We start from the raw sequence: 15066 nt of genomic DNA on the forward strand, positions 1-15066 counted from the left end.
AATTTAAATTATATATAATGAGTAAAGAAGTAGTAATTGTCTCTGCAGCCAGAACACCTATAGGTAGTTTTTTAGGAAGTTTATCCACTGTACCTGCTACGCAATTGGGTGCAACTGCCATTAAAGGTGCGCTAGACAAAATAAACCTTGATCCATCACTTGTGCAAGAAGTTTTTATGGGAAATGTTGTACAAGCAGGAAATGGACAAGCTCCAGCTAGACAAGCAGCATTAGCAGCTGGAATAAGTGATACTGTTCCTTGTACTACCGTAAATAAAGTATGTGCCAGTGGTATGAAAGCGGTAATGCATGCAGCACAGGCAATTGCCCTTGGAGATGCTGATATTATCGTTGCTGGTGGTATGGAAAGTATGAGTCTTATTCCTCATTATGTTAGATTAAGAGCAGGACATAAATTTGGTCCGCAAACTCTAGAAGATGGTATGCAAAGAGATGGATTGGTAGATGTGTACGATGGTAATGCTATGGGGGTATGTGCAGATTTATGTGCAAATGAATATGAATTTAGTAGAGAAGATCAAGATGCCTTTGCAATACAATCTTATGAAAGATCTGCAAAAGCTTGGGCCGAAGGTAAATTTGATAACGAAGTAGTTCCCGTTGCAGTACCACAACGTCGTGGTGAACCTATTATGGTTACAGAAGACGAAGAGTACAAAAACGTAAAAATGGAAAAAATACCAGCATTACGACCTGCATTTAGTAAAGATGGAACCGTAACTGCAGCAAATGCTTCTACAATTAATGACGGGGCCGGGGCCGTAGTGGTAATGAGTGCCGAGAAAGCTGCCGAGCTTGGTCTTAAACCATTGGTGAAGATAAAAAGTTATGCCGATGCCGCTCATGAGCCAAAATGGTTCACTACAGCACCTGCAAAAGCGTTACCCAAAGCAATTAATAAAGCTGGAATCACTCTTGATGATGTAGACTTCTTCGAATTTAATGAAGCTTTTTCTGTAGTTGGATTGGCCAACCTGAAAATACTAGGACTTAGTGATAAAAACACCAATGTTAATGGTGGTGCAGTTTCTCTAGGACACCCTCTTGGATGTTCGGGAGTAAGAATTCTTATCACCCTAATGAGTGTTTTAGAGCAAAATAATGCCAAAATTGGAGCTGCAGCCATTTGTAACGGTGGTGGTGGAGCCTCTGCAATGGTTATAGAAAGAGTCTAATAATTTTATTTAAATTTCTAACCAAATTACATGCTATACGGCATTTGCAATTTAAGTATTGTCCCATTAAGAGCAGAACCTAGTGACCCAAGCGAAATGGTAACTCAGGTACTGTATGGTGAACATTTTAAGGTACTGGAACAACGTAAAAAATGGAGCAAAGTTCGACTCGCCTTTGATAAATACGAAGGTTGGATAGATAATAAACAGTACTTAGAAATTACAGAAGAAGACTATAAAACTTTTGACCTGCAAGATTTATGTCTCGCAGGAGATTTGGTTGAATTTATAAACTGTAATGAAAATCACTTAATGCCTGTTCCTATGGGAGCCTCTTTAGGTGCCCTAGATTTTCTTAAGCACACCTATGACGGACACAAGATTATCCAGAAACAACCTAAAGAACATCTTGTCGAAACCGCATTCATGTACTTAAACACACCATACTTATGGGGTGGAAAAACAACTTTCGGTATAGACTGTAGTGGCTTTACACAAATGGTCTATAAATTAAACGGCCATAAATTGTTGCGAGATGCATCGCAACAAGCTACCCAAGGAGATCCTTTAAGTTTTATAGAAGAAAGCGAACCTGGCGATCTTGCCTTTTTTGATAATGAAGAAGGAAATATTATACATGTAGGTATTATGATGAAAGACAACTATATTATCCATGCGCACGGAAAAGTGCGTGTGGATCGCATAGACCATACTGGAATTTATAATGCCGAAAAACGAACACATACTCATAACCTGAGAGTAATAAAACGTATTATCTAATGGTACTCTTATGAATTCTCAGGAAGTGAAAATAGTACAAGTGCGACTTGAGGATAGAGAAAAGCTCGTAGATATTGGCTATAGAACTTTTTATGACGCATTTGGCCCTCCTGTAAATACCGAGAAAAACATTCAAAGTTATTTGCAAGAAAAATTTACTTTAGAGCAAATTACAAAGGAGTTGACCAACGTTAACTCTATCTTCTTTTTCGCTAAGCTACAAGATCAAATCGTTGGATATATAAAACTGAACTCTAATAACGCACAAACAGAGTCGGTTAAAGGAAATTCAATTGAAATTGAAAGAATTTATGTTGTAAAAGAATTTCAAGGAAAAAATATTGGTCAGGTGTTGTTCAACAAATCGCTGCAAGTAGCCCGTGAGAAAAATGTAGACTTTATTTGGCTTGGTGTATGGGATCAAAATCCGGGAGCCATTAAATTCTATGAACGAAATGGTTTCAAAATCTTTGATAAACATCCATTTGTATTGGGTACAGAGGATCAGACCGATGTAATGATGAAACTTAGGTTATGACCATATAAAAAAATTATGATTTTGATAACATTTAGCAATTCATTTTTTATTTAATTTTGAAACGTTCATTTCAATTAAAATGCCAAAAGTAGAAACATTCGATAGAAACCAAGTGTTGCAAAATGCAACTGAAGTATTCCATAAAAAGGGATATAATGGTACATCTATGCAAGATTTGGTAGATGCAACTACACTTAATAGATCGAGCATCTACAATTCTTTTGGAAGTAAATTGGGATTATTCATGCAAGTACTCTCTTTTTACCAATCTAGCGGCAAAAAACAAATGAATAAAGAGTTGGCCCATGCTCATAATGCATTAGATACCCTTAAGTCTATTTTTGAAATATACCTGTCCGATATTCTGAATGACGGCGATAAAAAAGGATGCCTCATTGTAAACTGTAAATCCGAAATGGCCAATCAAGAACCCTTGATCAAATCTTTTATGGAACAAAATCAAGAACAATCTATAGCTATGCTAGGGAATGTTGTACATAACGGGCAGATGGAAAAAATTTTCAATGAAAATCAAACAGCCGGTCAATATGCATTATACCTTTACTCCTCTATTCAAGGATTACGTATGACTGGTATATTAAATACTAATGAACAAGATTTAAGAAACCTTATCGATACTATACTTAAGGTTTTATTATAACATATTTTTTTTAACATATTTTGAAACGAATGTTTCAAATAAAAATAAATAATCATGAAAACACTTTTAAGAATAGACAGTAGCCCCAGAAAAACAGAATCTTTAAGTAGACAACTTGCCGATGTTTTACAACAAAAACTAGAGAATGAGGGTAATTACAGCACCTTATCCAGAGATGTGTATTACGATGACTTAGTAAAATTAGGTAATGAAGATAGCGTAACCGCTTATTTCACACCAGATAATCAAAGAACTGTAATCCAAAAAGAAGCAGTAAAAGCATCCGATGTCCTTTCTCAGGAATTTGCAAATGCTGATGCCTACATATTCGCTGTCCCTATGTATAATTTTGGCGTGACTGCAGGTTTAAAAGCATATATAGATCTAATTGCCAGAGCAGGTACAAGTTTCAAGTATACCGAAAAAGGTCCTGAAGGGCTTCTGAAAGGTAAAAAAGCCTTCGTAATCATAACGACCGGAGGTACAAAACTAGGAACAGAAGTAGACTACGTATCTGGGTATCTCAAAACCTTTTTAAATTTTGTAGGCATAACCGATATTGAATTTATAAACTCAGATCAGGTAATGACGAATGCTGAAAAGATCCTATCTGACGCCAAAGAAGAAATTAATCAATTAGTACTTAATTAATATAAATCAAAAAAAATGAAAAAGTTAGAAAACAAAGTAGCCGTGATTACTGGTGCAAACAGTGGGATTGGATTGGCTACAGCCAAGTTATACCTTGAACAAGGTGCCAAAGTTGTACTTGCAGGAAGACGGCTAGATGCTCTTGAAGAAGTTGCTCAAGATCTGGATGGAGATTTTATCACTGTGAGAGCAGATGTCGCTAAAGCAGAAGATAACAAAAGACTAATTGACGAAACAACCAAAAAATATGGAAAAATTGATATTCTTTTCTTAAATGCTGGGGTGGCACCTCCCACTCCTGCCGATCAGATTACTGAAGAACATTACAACTATGTATTTGACATTAATGTAAAAGGTCCCATTCTAGCGACCAAAGTAGCATTACCACACCTTAATGATGGCGGTAGTATTCTTTTTACGAACTCTGTGGTCACTCAACGCGGTTTTGAAGGTTTAGGAGTGTATTCTGCTTCCAAAGGAGCTTTAAGAGCTTATCAACGTGTGCTTACGGCAGAAGTAAAACCTAGAAAAATAAGGGTCAATTCTATTGCTCCCGGACCAATCGCGACTCCGATTTATGACAAAATGGGATTACCCCAAGAAACCATAGATGAAATGGGAAAAGGTTTTGCACAACAAGTACCTCTGGGACGCTTCGGAACTCCAGAAGAAATTGCCAAATCGGCCTTATTCCTGGCTTCAGATGATGCCACATACATTAACGGAGTAGAACTTGAAGTAGATGGCGGATTAAGTCAAATATAAGTATACTTCTTATTCTAAGAAAAAGGTGGATTCTATTACAGAATCCACCTTTTCTACGTTTTTTTTGAAAAAATTAAAGCTCTTTAATCTGTCTAATCATCTGGTTTGTAAATCCCCATTCGTTATCATACCAAATCATCACTTTAACCAAATCTCCGTCAACAACCCTTGTCATTGAAGCATCTACAGTAGCGGCATAAGGACTTTGTTGAATGTCTGATGACACGATTGGCTCATAGGTAACATCCAACACTTCAGTATATCGATCTGTTTTGGCCTCTTTTTGCAGTATTTTATTAATTTCCTCAGGTGTTGTATTTCTTTCTGCAATAAAAGTAACATCACTTATTGAACCCACAGGAACTGGAGTTCGTACCGCTACACCATCAAATTTACCTTCATATTGCGGTAATGCTTTTGTTGTCGCAATAGCTGCCCCTGTAGTGGTAGGCGTAAGATTTACAGCTCCTGCTCTACCCATTCTCAAATTCTTTTTAGAAGGAGCATCGACCAAAGCCTGAGAAGCCGTATAGGCATGAATCGTATTCAAAATAGCTTTTTTAACGCCTATAGTTCTTCCCAATATTTCAACAACCGGGCTTATATTATTCGTTGTACAACTGGCGCAAGAAAATATAGCCGTTTTTCCATCTTCGGTATTAACTCCATGAACAACGGTCGGGGTATCTTTACTTTTGGTAGGTCCCGAAATTACAACATTGGTTGCCCCTGCTTTGATATGTTTTTCTGCATCCTCGCGATTGGTAAAAAAACCAGTACTTTCGATAACAATATCGATTTTATTTTCTTTCCATGGAAGTTGTTCTGGATCTCTTTGATTAAGGTATTTGATTTTTTGATCTCCAACTATAAGATGATCACCTTCTGCGCTTACGCCCTTATCATAAATGCCATAAACACTATCGTATTTAAGCAAATATTGAGCATTTTCTATCGACATTAAGTCATTTACCGCCACCACTTCCAGACCTGGCTCATCCATAATCACTTTTAGGGCGGCTCTCCCGATTCTTCCAAATCCATTTATAGCTATTCTCTTCATATTATTATTGTTTTTGTTGGTAAAAAATATGGAAACATGCCTCGTGCACATTTCCACATATAAGGTCGCAAAAAAGACTCTAAAATTACTCTCTAGTCCCGAAAATTAACGATTTAATCATCTAATAACGACACCCCATTCAAATCTGTAGTAAGAACATCACTCATATAATCAAAAAACGGTCTTAACAACTCATAATGATGTATTACGTTGTCAAGAAAATCAGGAGCAAAAACCTCTTCATCTGTAAACGTATGGGATACAAAAAAAGATTTATTCTTGATTAAATCTATCGCCGGGTGGTCTTTGCTAAACCCTTTCGGAGCCGTTTTTACCTGGTATTCGGTATTAAAACCCCCATATGCCTTTTTAAATTTTGATTCGGCCAATATTTCACGAATTTCCTGGTCATCCATTTCAAATTCTTTCCGAATTCGAAGCAAATCTGCAGGTTCTGGACCAAAAAAACCTCCTGCCACCATAGAGTTCCCCGGTTCTAATCGTAGATAATACCCTCCTCTTCTATGTGCTCCGGCTCTACTAAAACTTGCACTACGATGCACATTATAAGGTGTTTTATCTTTACTAAAACGAATATCGCGGTTAACCCTAAACACTTTGGTCTTCTCTATTTCATCCTTCTCATTTAAACGTTCAACTATAGAAGCATAAAAAGCTTTTAAGGCTTTTTCGTTGGCCTGATATTCCTTTTTATGCTCGGTCATCCAATCCTTGTGATTGTTCTTTTTTAATTTTTTCAAAAATTGAAATGCAGATTTTGGTATGGTGCTCATAAAAACTTATTTGATCCTAAAATTACTAAAAACTGCTTTGTAAAATAAAGTTTAACTCAAATTTGTAGTATATAGAAAGCTGATGCTTTTATTTGAATACTTTTAACAAAAAAGGAAGTAAAACACTTCCTTTTCTAACTTTATAATGTTGAATGATTACCCTAATATTGATCTAATAAATAATTTATTAAATCTGTTGTTGTAACTATTCCTTTTAATTTTCCATTATCAATTACAGGTAATGCATGAAATTCTTTTTTTGACAATATTTCAGCAACTTCTTTGACGGTAGTTGTAGAGTTTACGCTTACAAGGTTTTTTGCCATTACTTGCTCTATTGTAAACATTTCATAAACTACAGTATCAATTTCATGTTCGTTTTCGTTTATAGCGTCTGCAAAACTTATACGCAACAAATCCGTATAGCTCAACATGCCAATTATCTCATCACCTTTTACCACTGGAATATGACGTATTTTATGTTTCTTAAACAACATTTCGGCGGTTTCCAGACTATTCGTTCGGTTTAATGTTATTACGTCTGAAGTCATAATTTTGGAAACAAGGGTTCTTTTTTTCATCCTCCTAAATTTAAATTTTGCAACAATATAGAATCAAAATCAAATAATAATTATGACAAATATCAGTATACACGTTTTAAAGTAATGTTTGCGTAAATTATTTAGATCAAATCGATTACTTTAACTCTTATAATTTTTAAAAGTCAGAAAAGAATTGTGGTCAAAAAACCAGTATCTAACTTAAAACCATGCATAAATCTAATTTTTTTACAGTAGTTGTTATAATTATTCTAAAAATGCAAGGATTTACAACTTATTAAGACTTATGTATTGTTTATTCTATATATTTACTAGAGTTTTCAAAAGAATTGTAATGAGCAAAGAACGAGATCAGATCATCGCAAAGATCGAAGAACAAAAAAAGAATCCTAATCTAAAACTAAAATTAAAAGAGAGGACCGAGTATTTTACCAACTTACTTTTTTATACCTTGTTTGATACCGATACCGAGGTTGCAAAAAACATTGATCTTCTGGAAAAGACTTTTGAAGAACTTATTGATCTCGCTTGCTGGGAAACCGAAAAACCTTGCAGCAAACTTTGGCAATCTTATCTTGAAAAATTGCCAAACATTCTTGAAAAGCTAAATCGCGATGCTCAGGCTTTTATGAAAAGTGATCCTGCAGCAAACTCTATCGAAGAAATATATATGGCTTATCCCGGATTTTATGCCATAGCTATCTATAGGTTAAGTCATGAGCTCTTAAAATTTGGGTTACCTATGGTACCTCGATTAATGACAGAGTATGCGCATAGATTAACAGGTACCGATATTAACCCAGGCGCCGAAATTGGAGATTCTTTCTTTATCGATCATGCCACTGGTATTGTTATTGGGGAAACGGTTATTATCAAAGACAACGTAAAAATATACCAGGGAGTTACCTTAGGAGGGCTTTATGTCGACAGAAAACTTCGTAATGTAAAACGACATCCAACCGTTGAGAACAATGTAACCATTTATGCAAATGCTACTATTTTGGGTGGAAGCACCGTTATTGGTGCCAATAGTACCATAGGAGGAAATGCTTGGATTACTTCATCTGTACCAGAAAACTCTATTATTTCTAACACTTCAGAAATCAAGATTAAAAAAGTTGTTTAATGTCGCACAGCATTCTAGATCTTATAGGAAATACACCTTTGGTAAAGGCTACTTCTTTAATAGACAATCCGAATATTACCTTATACCTAAAACTGGAAGGTCATAACCCTGGCGGAAGTGTAAAGGACCGTGCCGCCTATAATATGATCAAATCTGCTTTGGATCGAGGTGATATTGATCAAAATACCAAGCTTATTGAAGCTACGAGTGGTAATACCGGTATTGCTTTGGCGATGATTGCAGGAATCTTTAAGCTGGATATCGAATTGGTAATGCCCGAAAATTCGACAAAAGAACGTGTACAAACTATGCGTGCCTATGGTGCCAAAGTTACACTAACATCAGAAGATGTAGGTATCGAAGGTGCACGAGATTATGCTGAAGCCAAAGTAAACGATGAAGGTTATGTAATGCTTAACCAGTTTGCCAATGATGACAACTGGCGCGCACATTATAAGACTACAGGGCCCGAAATCTGGCGGGATACTGAGGGTAAAATCACACATTTTGTGTCCTCTATGGGAACAACAGGTACCATTATGGGTACCTCAACGTATCTCAAAGAAAAATCAAAAGAAGTACAAATTGTTGGGGTTCAACCTACCGACGAATCTAGAATACCAGGAATTAGAAAATGGCCAAAAGAATATCTGCCCAAAATATTTAATCCTGCCAAAGTAGATCAGGTGATCGAAGTAAGCCAAGAAGAAGCTACGGCTATGGCAAAACGATTGGCCAAAGAAGAAGGTGTGTTTTCGGGAATGAGTAGCGGAGGTTCTGTTACCGCAGCTTTAAAACTCGCCAAAACCTTGAAAAGTGGTGTCCTGGTTGCTATCATTTGTGATCGTGGGGATCGATATCTAAGCTCAGATCTATTCGAATAGTTTTTTGATTTTTTTGTTTTCATATAGGTTATCTCTATACTAATCCAATTGAAAAAGATACATAATGAATTCAAAAGAATTGGTTGCAAAATGCTTTAACCTATGGCAACAAGATGATTTTTATAATATACCCACTACAATCTTGAGTGTATAGAATAAGAAGAGAAACAAAAATCATTAAGTAACCTGATCAAAGTCATTGTAATCAAATAAACTTCTGCTGAAATTAACACATAATTTTAACTTAATTGTGTTAGTGTCATGAATATAGAACACCCCAATATTGCAGTATTGCAGAAATTTGATCCAACCAACATAGCCGGATCCTCTGACGTAATAGCATTAGATGCTGTATTTCATTATTTTAACCCCAGGCTGCCCGATGTGCACGGAGATTATGTAGGGGTTGAAGGTTTTAAATCCTTTTTCAAAAAAATAGAAAAGCAAACCAATGAAGCATTTAAAGTAAACCTGGTTTCTGCCACCCCAATTGGAAATGAGCTCGTGGTTATACATAGAAAACACGAAACGCCCTTTGAAGGTGAGAACATAACTGTAGATGTTGTAGTGGTATGGCGTATCGTTGATAGTAAAATTGTCGAGGTTTGGGATATTCCCTCTATTTACCATCATGATATCAAATCCAAATAATTTCGGACCAAATAACATGGATTCATTTATTGTGTTTAATGCAAATAAAACATTACATGCATTACATCGACGAAAACCATATCTTACTTTTTCTTCTGCAAGTCCTTGTTCTTTTAGGGGCTGCCAGAACCTTAAGTGCTTTATGTGAAGCCATTAAAATTCCTGCTCTTGCAGGTGAAATTCTTGCTGGTATATTATTGGGGCCAACGTTATTTGGTCGTTTGTTCCCCTCTTTACATGCATGGTTTTTTCCGCTAGATAAAACCCAATGGACCATGTTAGACACAGCTTCATGGCTTGGGGTCTTCTTCCTTTTACTCTCTTCAGGGTTTCATGTAAATGTTGGACATGCCCTACGTAAAGGTCGAGCCGCTATATTAATCGGCATAGTTGGGGTTTTAGTTCCGTTTGCTATTGGATACCCTGTATTTCGAACTCTTGATGCTATGTATTGGGGAGATAAAGCAACTCCACTCTCATTTGCTTTGTTTTTGTCGGTAGCTGGATCTATAACCGCAATATCTGTAGTTGCACGAGCCCTGGGCGATCTCAAAATAAGCAAAACATCAGAAGGATCCTCTTGCACTAGCAGCATGTGCTATTAATGATCTATTTGGATGGTTTTTATTTGCCGTGGTTATGTCATTAACCACGGCAAACGCTATGAATCTAATTGAACTAATAGGCGCTGCATTAAGTATTACTGTTTTTGTCTTCATAACTATTACTTTTGGTGGTAGAGTTTTAAGCGCCGCCCTGAAACGTGTTGAAACAACCTCATTGGCCCAACCAGCGGCAGCACAAACCTTGATCGTTAGTGCCGGACTACTTTGCGGAGCAGTTACACAATGGTTAGGCATTCATGCAATTTTAGGTTTCTTTCTTGCCGGTATTATGGTAGGCAGCGCAAAAAGTGTATCTCCCAATCTTCGTAATAGTGTATCTGAAACCTTGCATGCGATCTTTGTTCCGCTTTTCTTTGCAACACTTGGTCTCAAAATTGATTTCTTGTTGGGTCTAGAAATATGGCCCACTATTATCTTTACTGCTGTTGCCATTTTAGGCAAATTCATAGGAGCATGGATTGGAGCAAGATTAGGCAAACAATCTCCAAAACTATCCTTATTAATGGGTTTGATCTTCATTCCAGGAGGAGCTATGGAAATTGTAGTAGCGACACTTGCACTTGAACTCGAACTTATAGGACAATCAATATTTGTAGCGATTGTATTTGCGGCACTTCTTTCCTCAATTTTGGCAGGCCCTCTTATAGGCTTTCAAGCACGTCGTATGGGATTAAACAAAGACATGAATTAATTACAAAAAACGAGAATACATTATATAGATTAACCTATAGAACCATCTCTAAATCAAAAATGATCATCTTTTAAGAGCCAAAAAGATCAAAATTATCAAATCCATTCCTGCTCTATTTTGTAAACATTTGTTCATTATCTTTGAGATAATAGACCCACACGTGCTTATTACAATTAGTAATAGGCCTTCAAAAAAAGTAACTAATGAAACAGATGCAATGGTTTAATGAACCTGATACATGGGAACTAATTAATGACTCTTCATTGTCTATGTACGTAACCCCCAATACAGATTTCTGGAGAAGGACCCACTACGGATTTACCATAGACGATGGTCCTTTTTATTATGCCCAAATAGGTGGCGAATTCGAGTTAAAGGTAAAGATCACCGGGGCCTACAAAAGTAGATTTGATCAAATGGGAGCGATGATAAGAGTAGATGAAAAAACCTGGATCAAGACTGGTGTAGAATATGTAAATGAGAGAATTAATATAAGTGCTGTGGTTACACACAAAAACAGCGATTGGAGTATGGTCGAGTTACAGCAAAAACCTGACTCGGTTTGGCTTAAAGTGACACGTAGATTGGACGCCATAGAAATAGAATATTCATTAAACGATAAGGATTACACACTAATACGATTGGCCTATTTTCCTGATAACATCCCAGTAATGGCTGGAATAACCGCTGCTTCACCAGACGGGAATGGATTCGAAGCATTATTTGAAGATTTTGTTATCAAACACCTGCCCGATAAGAGAAGAATTGAATGGTTACGGCAAAACTCGTAGAAGAAAAGACTTAGAATTCACACTACACATGTATAGGATGTGAGAAGTTTTATAGCCACTAAAAAAATTAAACTTCAGGCAACCTTTTATCTCTTTTTTTCGTCTATATAGAAAATGGTACATCATGCAAAAAATCATCTCTCTTACATTATTTTTGTTATACTTCAGTTTTACTTATGGTCAATCAGCAAAAGAACAATTAGAACTTGTTAACTCTGTAAAACTAGAAGATGTCGAATTCTTTAAAGAAATATCTTTTCAAGATAAATTTGGGTATTTTATAATCCCCGTAAAAATTGGAGATGATGTTTATGATTATATTTTTGACACAGGAGGTTATAATACGGTTACTTCAGAAATCATTTCCAGAAACAAACTACCAAATTTAATGGAAGTTGAAGTGGGAAGTGCAAATCAATTAAAATCCAATATAATACTAACAAAAATACCAACAGTTGATATTGCAGGGGTTCAGTTCAAAGAAATTGGAGCATTTAATTTCGACTTCAAAGATTCACCACAAATTAACTGTTACACAAATGGGGGGCTTATTGGTAAAAGCATTATTAAAAATGCGGTTTGGCAAATAAATGCACCCGAGAAAAAAATTGTATTAACCGATGACATTAACAAGCTAGATAATCTGGATAATGCAATCAAACTAAAAGTAAAGCTCGATAAAGTTTTTAATCCGTTTGTAAAGGCAAAAATTAATGGAAAAACTAAATCTTTTCTCCTGGACTTTGGATATGGTGGATTTATTTCACTTACCGAAGCTGAAGGAAAAAGTATAAACTCTCAAAAAATGGTAGAAGTTACCGGCGAAGGCGCAGTAAGCGCGAATGGAATTCTTAATGAAAATATATTTATCAAAAACATAAAAAGTTTTGAAATAGGAAACTCTAGTATACCAAGCCAAGTTGTCTATTACTCAAAATCTAATAATTACAACCTTATTGGTAGCAAAATAGCAAAATACTTTATTGTTACTTTAAATTTTGAAGAAAAAGAACTTTTCCTTACTCCTATTGAAAAAAAGGAAGAAGTACAACCTAAGAGTTCTTTTGGTTTCGATCTTAACAGAAATGAAAACAATGTTTATGTAAGTAAGATTTTTAAAGGTCTATCCGCCGATAAAAAAGGATTGAAATTAAACGATGTGGTGATTTCAATAAATGATAAAATGGTTAACCAAGGTACTTATTGTGACTTTTATAATGGTACCAAAGAACTTTTAAAAGCTGATGAACCTATTCGACTTAAAGTCAAACGAGGAAATGAATTATTGAATATTGAAATTATTAAATCCAAGTTATTCCAAGTGGAGTAAAAACCGTTTGCATATACGCGTATATCCGATAGTAATAATTATTACATTACATATAACGTAGTAATTATAACACCTTTACCATCTTCTAAAGGAACTGATAACAGTTTTTTTTCTTCTTTAACCGTAAAATTAAATGGCGGGGCCAACACATCCAAACCACTTTGTTTTTTTAGTCGAATCCCCTGACCCGAAATAATATCTTTATTAGGCATAAAATCTCCTTCGGGCACATGCTCGGTTAAAATTACATATCTAAAAGCAGTAAGCTTATTAAGTATGCGTTGTACTTCAGCATTCGATAAATGTTGCAATACTTGTCTTACCAAAGCGCAATCGCCAACGGGTAAATCATCGGTAGCAATATCAAGGCAATAGAATTCTAGGTTTTTTGCGGTAAATTTCTCTTTATTACGTTCAATAAGTTCGGATACAATATCTATGGCAATATAGTCCTTGGCATGCGGTACCAATACAGATCCCACATTAAAATCCCCACAACCCAAATCACAAACTGTTATCGGACTTTTAAAAGAAGTTAAAAATGAGGTTACCTCAGCAATATATGGATTTACGGTTTCAGGATCATGGGATCCCTTACCCGAATAAAAATCTGATGTATCACCTCCCCAAAGGTTCTTTTCATAAATCTGTTCCATCACATCTTTGGTGGGCCATGGTTTCTTTATTCTTTTAGCGGTATTGTTCTCCTTTTTCTTCATCAATATGTTAAATGTAGTAAAACAAACCTACAAAACCTCTTAGAGGTAGTGTTCATTAATCAGTTGTACTAAAAATACCTCCTGTCGGGCCAAAAAGGACTTCTATTAAGCAAAATACGATAGAAATTAGACCTTAGGAGTTAAAAATTGAGCCGTAATGATCCAAAATTAGACCTAAACAATTAAAATTTAGACAAGATGGTCTCAATTTTGTGCTATCATAGCCTAACACTTCGTTAAAATGGCCTTCGAGAAGGTTAAAATGGCCCTTCAGAAGGTTAAAACGGCCCATAGCATCCTCGGGAAGTGCTAAGTTTTAACTCGGCAGCGCCAATTTTTGATAAAGTCAATCAAAATTTAAAAAAATAATGCACAAATACAGAAAACGGAAATTTCATCAATAATTCACATAAATCATCCTTGCCTCTTGGTCCAGCCCCCGTTCCTTGTAGTCGATCACACATAAATAGGAACCAACAGGAACCAGTTTGCCTTTATGGGTACCGTCCCAGGCATCGCCGGGTCCCCTATAATGAGCGTTGAACAGCAAGCGTTGGCTCAGGTTGTATATCTTCACCACGTTGTTTTGATATTTTTCAAGGCCTTCGATCACCAAAGTATCGGCAATGCCATCGCCATTAGGAGAAAATCCTCTATTGAAATCTGCGACAGGCTTTGGCTCTGACTCGCAATTGCCAGCCGCTTCAACGGTCACTGTGGCTGTTGTTGTATCCGAATTATTGCCATGGGTAGCGGTAAGGGTTACCGTTACCGGGATGCCCACATCATCACAGGTAAACGTATCCCTATCCAAACTTAGGTTTGGGATGTTGTCACAACCATAATTGGAACCATTGTTCACCTTCTCAGGAGCGATGCTTACCTGCCCGCTGGCATCCAACTGCACAGTGATATCTTTGGCAATGGCCACCAAATTGTCCAAATACTCTTCCACGGTCACTGTGGCGGTTGCCGTTGCAGTTTCACTACCTTGCGTTGCCGTAAGCACAACGCTCACCGTGCCTACATCGTTACAGCCAAAAGTAGTTTTGTCGAGGCTTATAAAAATAGGATCGGAGTTGTTACAACCGTTCCTGCCAGAGCCATCGTCCACATCCTCAGGAGCGATGCTTACCTGCCCGCTGGCATCCAACTGCACAGTGATATCTTTGGCAATGGCCACCAAATTGTCCAAATACTCTTCCACGGTCACTGTGGCGGTTGCCGTTGCAGTTTCACT

At 36.5% G+C, this 15066-nt stretch carries 18 protein-coding genes; 13 read left to right on the forward strand and 5 right to left on the reverse strand.

Features of this window, described 5'->3' with window-relative positions:
• Nucleotides 1-17: 17 nt before the first annotated feature.
• The 6 genes from U6A24_RS14705 to U6A24_RS14730 all read left to right on the forward strand — a co-directional run bounded on the left by U6A24_RS14705 (nucleotide 18) and on the right by U6A24_RS14730 (nucleotide 4591).
• Nucleotides 18-1196 carry an acetyl-CoA C-acyltransferase gene (locus U6A24_RS14705; RefSeq protein WP_324180751.1) on the forward strand — a complete coding sequence of 393 codons (1179 nt, stop codon included), beginning with the start codon at nucleotides 18-20 and terminating at the stop codon, nucleotides 1194-1196.
• 30 nt (nucleotides 1197-1226) lie between these two features.
• Nucleotides 1227-1976 (forward strand): C40 family peptidase, encoded by a 750-nt coding sequence (locus U6A24_RS14710; RefSeq protein WP_324180752.1) that lies wholly within the window; start codon nucleotides 1227-1229, stop codon nucleotides 1974-1976.
• Between the two features lie 10 nt (nucleotides 1977-1986).
• Nucleotides 1987-2514, forward strand: a complete 528-nt coding sequence (locus U6A24_RS14715) for a GNAT family N-acetyltransferase (RefSeq protein WP_324180753.1) — start codon at nucleotides 1987-1989, stop codon at nucleotides 2512-2514.
• 79 nt (nucleotides 2515-2593) lie between these two features.
• Nucleotides 2594-3175 carry a TetR/AcrR family transcriptional regulator gene (locus U6A24_RS14720; RefSeq protein WP_324180754.1) on the forward strand — a complete coding sequence of 194 codons (582 nt, stop codon included), beginning with the start codon at nucleotides 2594-2596 and terminating at the stop codon, nucleotides 3173-3175.
• A gap of 54 nt (nucleotides 3176-3229) precedes the next feature.
• A complete protein-coding gene (locus U6A24_RS14725; RefSeq protein WP_324180755.1) occupies nucleotides 3230-3826 on the forward strand; it encodes an FMN-dependent NADH-azoreductase in 597 nt (198 codons plus the stop codon).
• 15 nt (nucleotides 3827-3841) lie between these two features.
• Nucleotides 3842-4591, forward strand: coding sequence for an SDR family NAD(P)-dependent oxidoreductase (locus tag U6A24_RS14730; protein ID WP_324180756.1), 750 nt, complete (start codon nucleotides 3842-3844; stop codon nucleotides 4589-4591).
• Between the two features lie 73 nt (nucleotides 4592-4664).
• Here U6A24_RS14730 and U6A24_RS14735 read toward each other — a convergent pair whose 3' ends face one another.
• The 3 genes from U6A24_RS14735 to U6A24_RS14745 all read right to left on the reverse strand — a co-directional run bounded on the left by U6A24_RS14735 (nucleotide 4665) and on the right by U6A24_RS14745 (nucleotide 7029).
• The gene (locus U6A24_RS14735) at nucleotides 4665-5654 is read right to left on the reverse strand and encodes a type I glyceraldehyde-3-phosphate dehydrogenase (protein ID WP_324180757.1); all 990 of its coding nucleotides are present in this window, start codon (nucleotides 5652-5654) and stop codon (nucleotides 4665-4667) included.
• Between the two features lie 113 nt (nucleotides 5655-5767).
• Nucleotides 5768-6448, reverse strand: a complete 681-nt coding sequence (locus U6A24_RS14740) for a DUF2461 domain-containing protein (RefSeq protein ID WP_324180758.1) — start codon at nucleotides 6446-6448, stop codon at nucleotides 5768-5770.
• A 161-nt stretch (nucleotides 6449-6609) separates the two neighbouring features.
• Complete coding sequence (locus U6A24_RS14745; protein ID WP_324180759.1) at nucleotides 6610-7029, reverse strand: CBS domain-containing protein; 420 nt, start codon at nucleotides 7027-7029, stop codon at nucleotides 6610-6612.
• A gap of 313 nt (nucleotides 7030-7342) precedes the next feature.
• On the opposite strand from U6A24_RS14745, the gene epsC reads away from it, so the two are divergent.
• From epsC to U6A24_RS14780, 7 genes are all read left to right on the forward strand, one after another.
• On the forward strand, nucleotides 7343-8134 hold the full coding sequence (gene epsC, locus U6A24_RS14750) for a serine O-acetyltransferase EpsC (RefSeq protein WP_324180760.1): 792 nt from the start codon (nucleotides 7343-7345) through the stop codon (nucleotides 8132-8134).
• The gene (gene cysM / locus U6A24_RS14755; RefSeq protein WP_324180761.1) at nucleotides 8134-9018 is read left to right on the forward strand and encodes a cysteine synthase CysM; all 885 of its coding nucleotides are present in this window, start codon (nucleotides 8134-8136) and stop codon (nucleotides 9016-9018) included. Before epsC ends, cysM begins: the two co-directional genes overlap by 1 nt.
• Before the next feature lie 261 nt (nucleotides 9019-9279).
• Nucleotides 9280-9669, forward strand: coding sequence for a nuclear transport factor 2 family protein (locus U6A24_RS14760; protein WP_324180762.1), 390 nt, complete (start codon nucleotides 9280-9282; stop codon nucleotides 9667-9669).
• A 56-nt stretch (nucleotides 9670-9725) separates the two neighbouring features.
• A complete protein-coding gene (locus U6A24_RS14765) occupies nucleotides 9726-10274 on the forward strand; it encodes a cation:proton antiporter (RefSeq protein ID WP_324180763.1) in 549 nt (182 codons plus the stop codon).
• A gap of 34 nt (nucleotides 10275-10308) precedes the next feature.
• Nucleotides 10309-10986 (forward strand): cation:proton antiporter, encoded by a 678-nt coding sequence (locus tag U6A24_RS14770; RefSeq protein WP_324180764.1) that lies wholly within the window; start codon nucleotides 10309-10311, stop codon nucleotides 10984-10986.
• A 203-nt stretch (nucleotides 10987-11189) separates the two neighbouring features.
• Nucleotides 11190-11777: a DUF1349 domain-containing protein gene (locus U6A24_RS14775; RefSeq protein ID WP_324180765.1), complete on the forward strand. Its 588-nt coding sequence runs from the start codon at nucleotides 11190-11192 to the stop codon at nucleotides 11775-11777.
• A 124-nt stretch (nucleotides 11778-11901) separates the two neighbouring features.
• Nucleotides 11902-13107: a PDZ domain-containing protein gene (locus U6A24_RS14780; protein WP_324180766.1), complete on the forward strand. Its 1206-nt coding sequence runs from the start codon at nucleotides 11902-11904 to the stop codon at nucleotides 13105-13107.
• A 41-nt stretch (nucleotides 13108-13148) separates the two neighbouring features.
• Here U6A24_RS14780 and U6A24_RS14785 read toward each other — a convergent pair whose 3' ends face one another.
• Nucleotides 13149-13826 carry a class I SAM-dependent methyltransferase gene (locus U6A24_RS14785; protein WP_324180767.1) on the reverse strand — a complete coding sequence of 226 codons (678 nt, stop codon included), beginning with the start codon at nucleotides 13824-13826 and terminating at the stop codon, nucleotides 13149-13151.
• Between the two features lie 397 nt (nucleotides 13827-14223).
• The coding region (locus U6A24_RS14790) for a T9SS type B sorting domain-containing protein (protein WP_324180768.1) at nucleotides 14224-15066 on the reverse strand (843 nt) is incomplete at its 5' end.

It is taken from the genome of Aquimarina gracilis, assembly GCF_035285365.1.
GTDB lineage: Bacteria > Bacteroidota > Bacteroidia > Flavobacteriales > Flavobacteriaceae > Aquimarina > Aquimarina gracilis.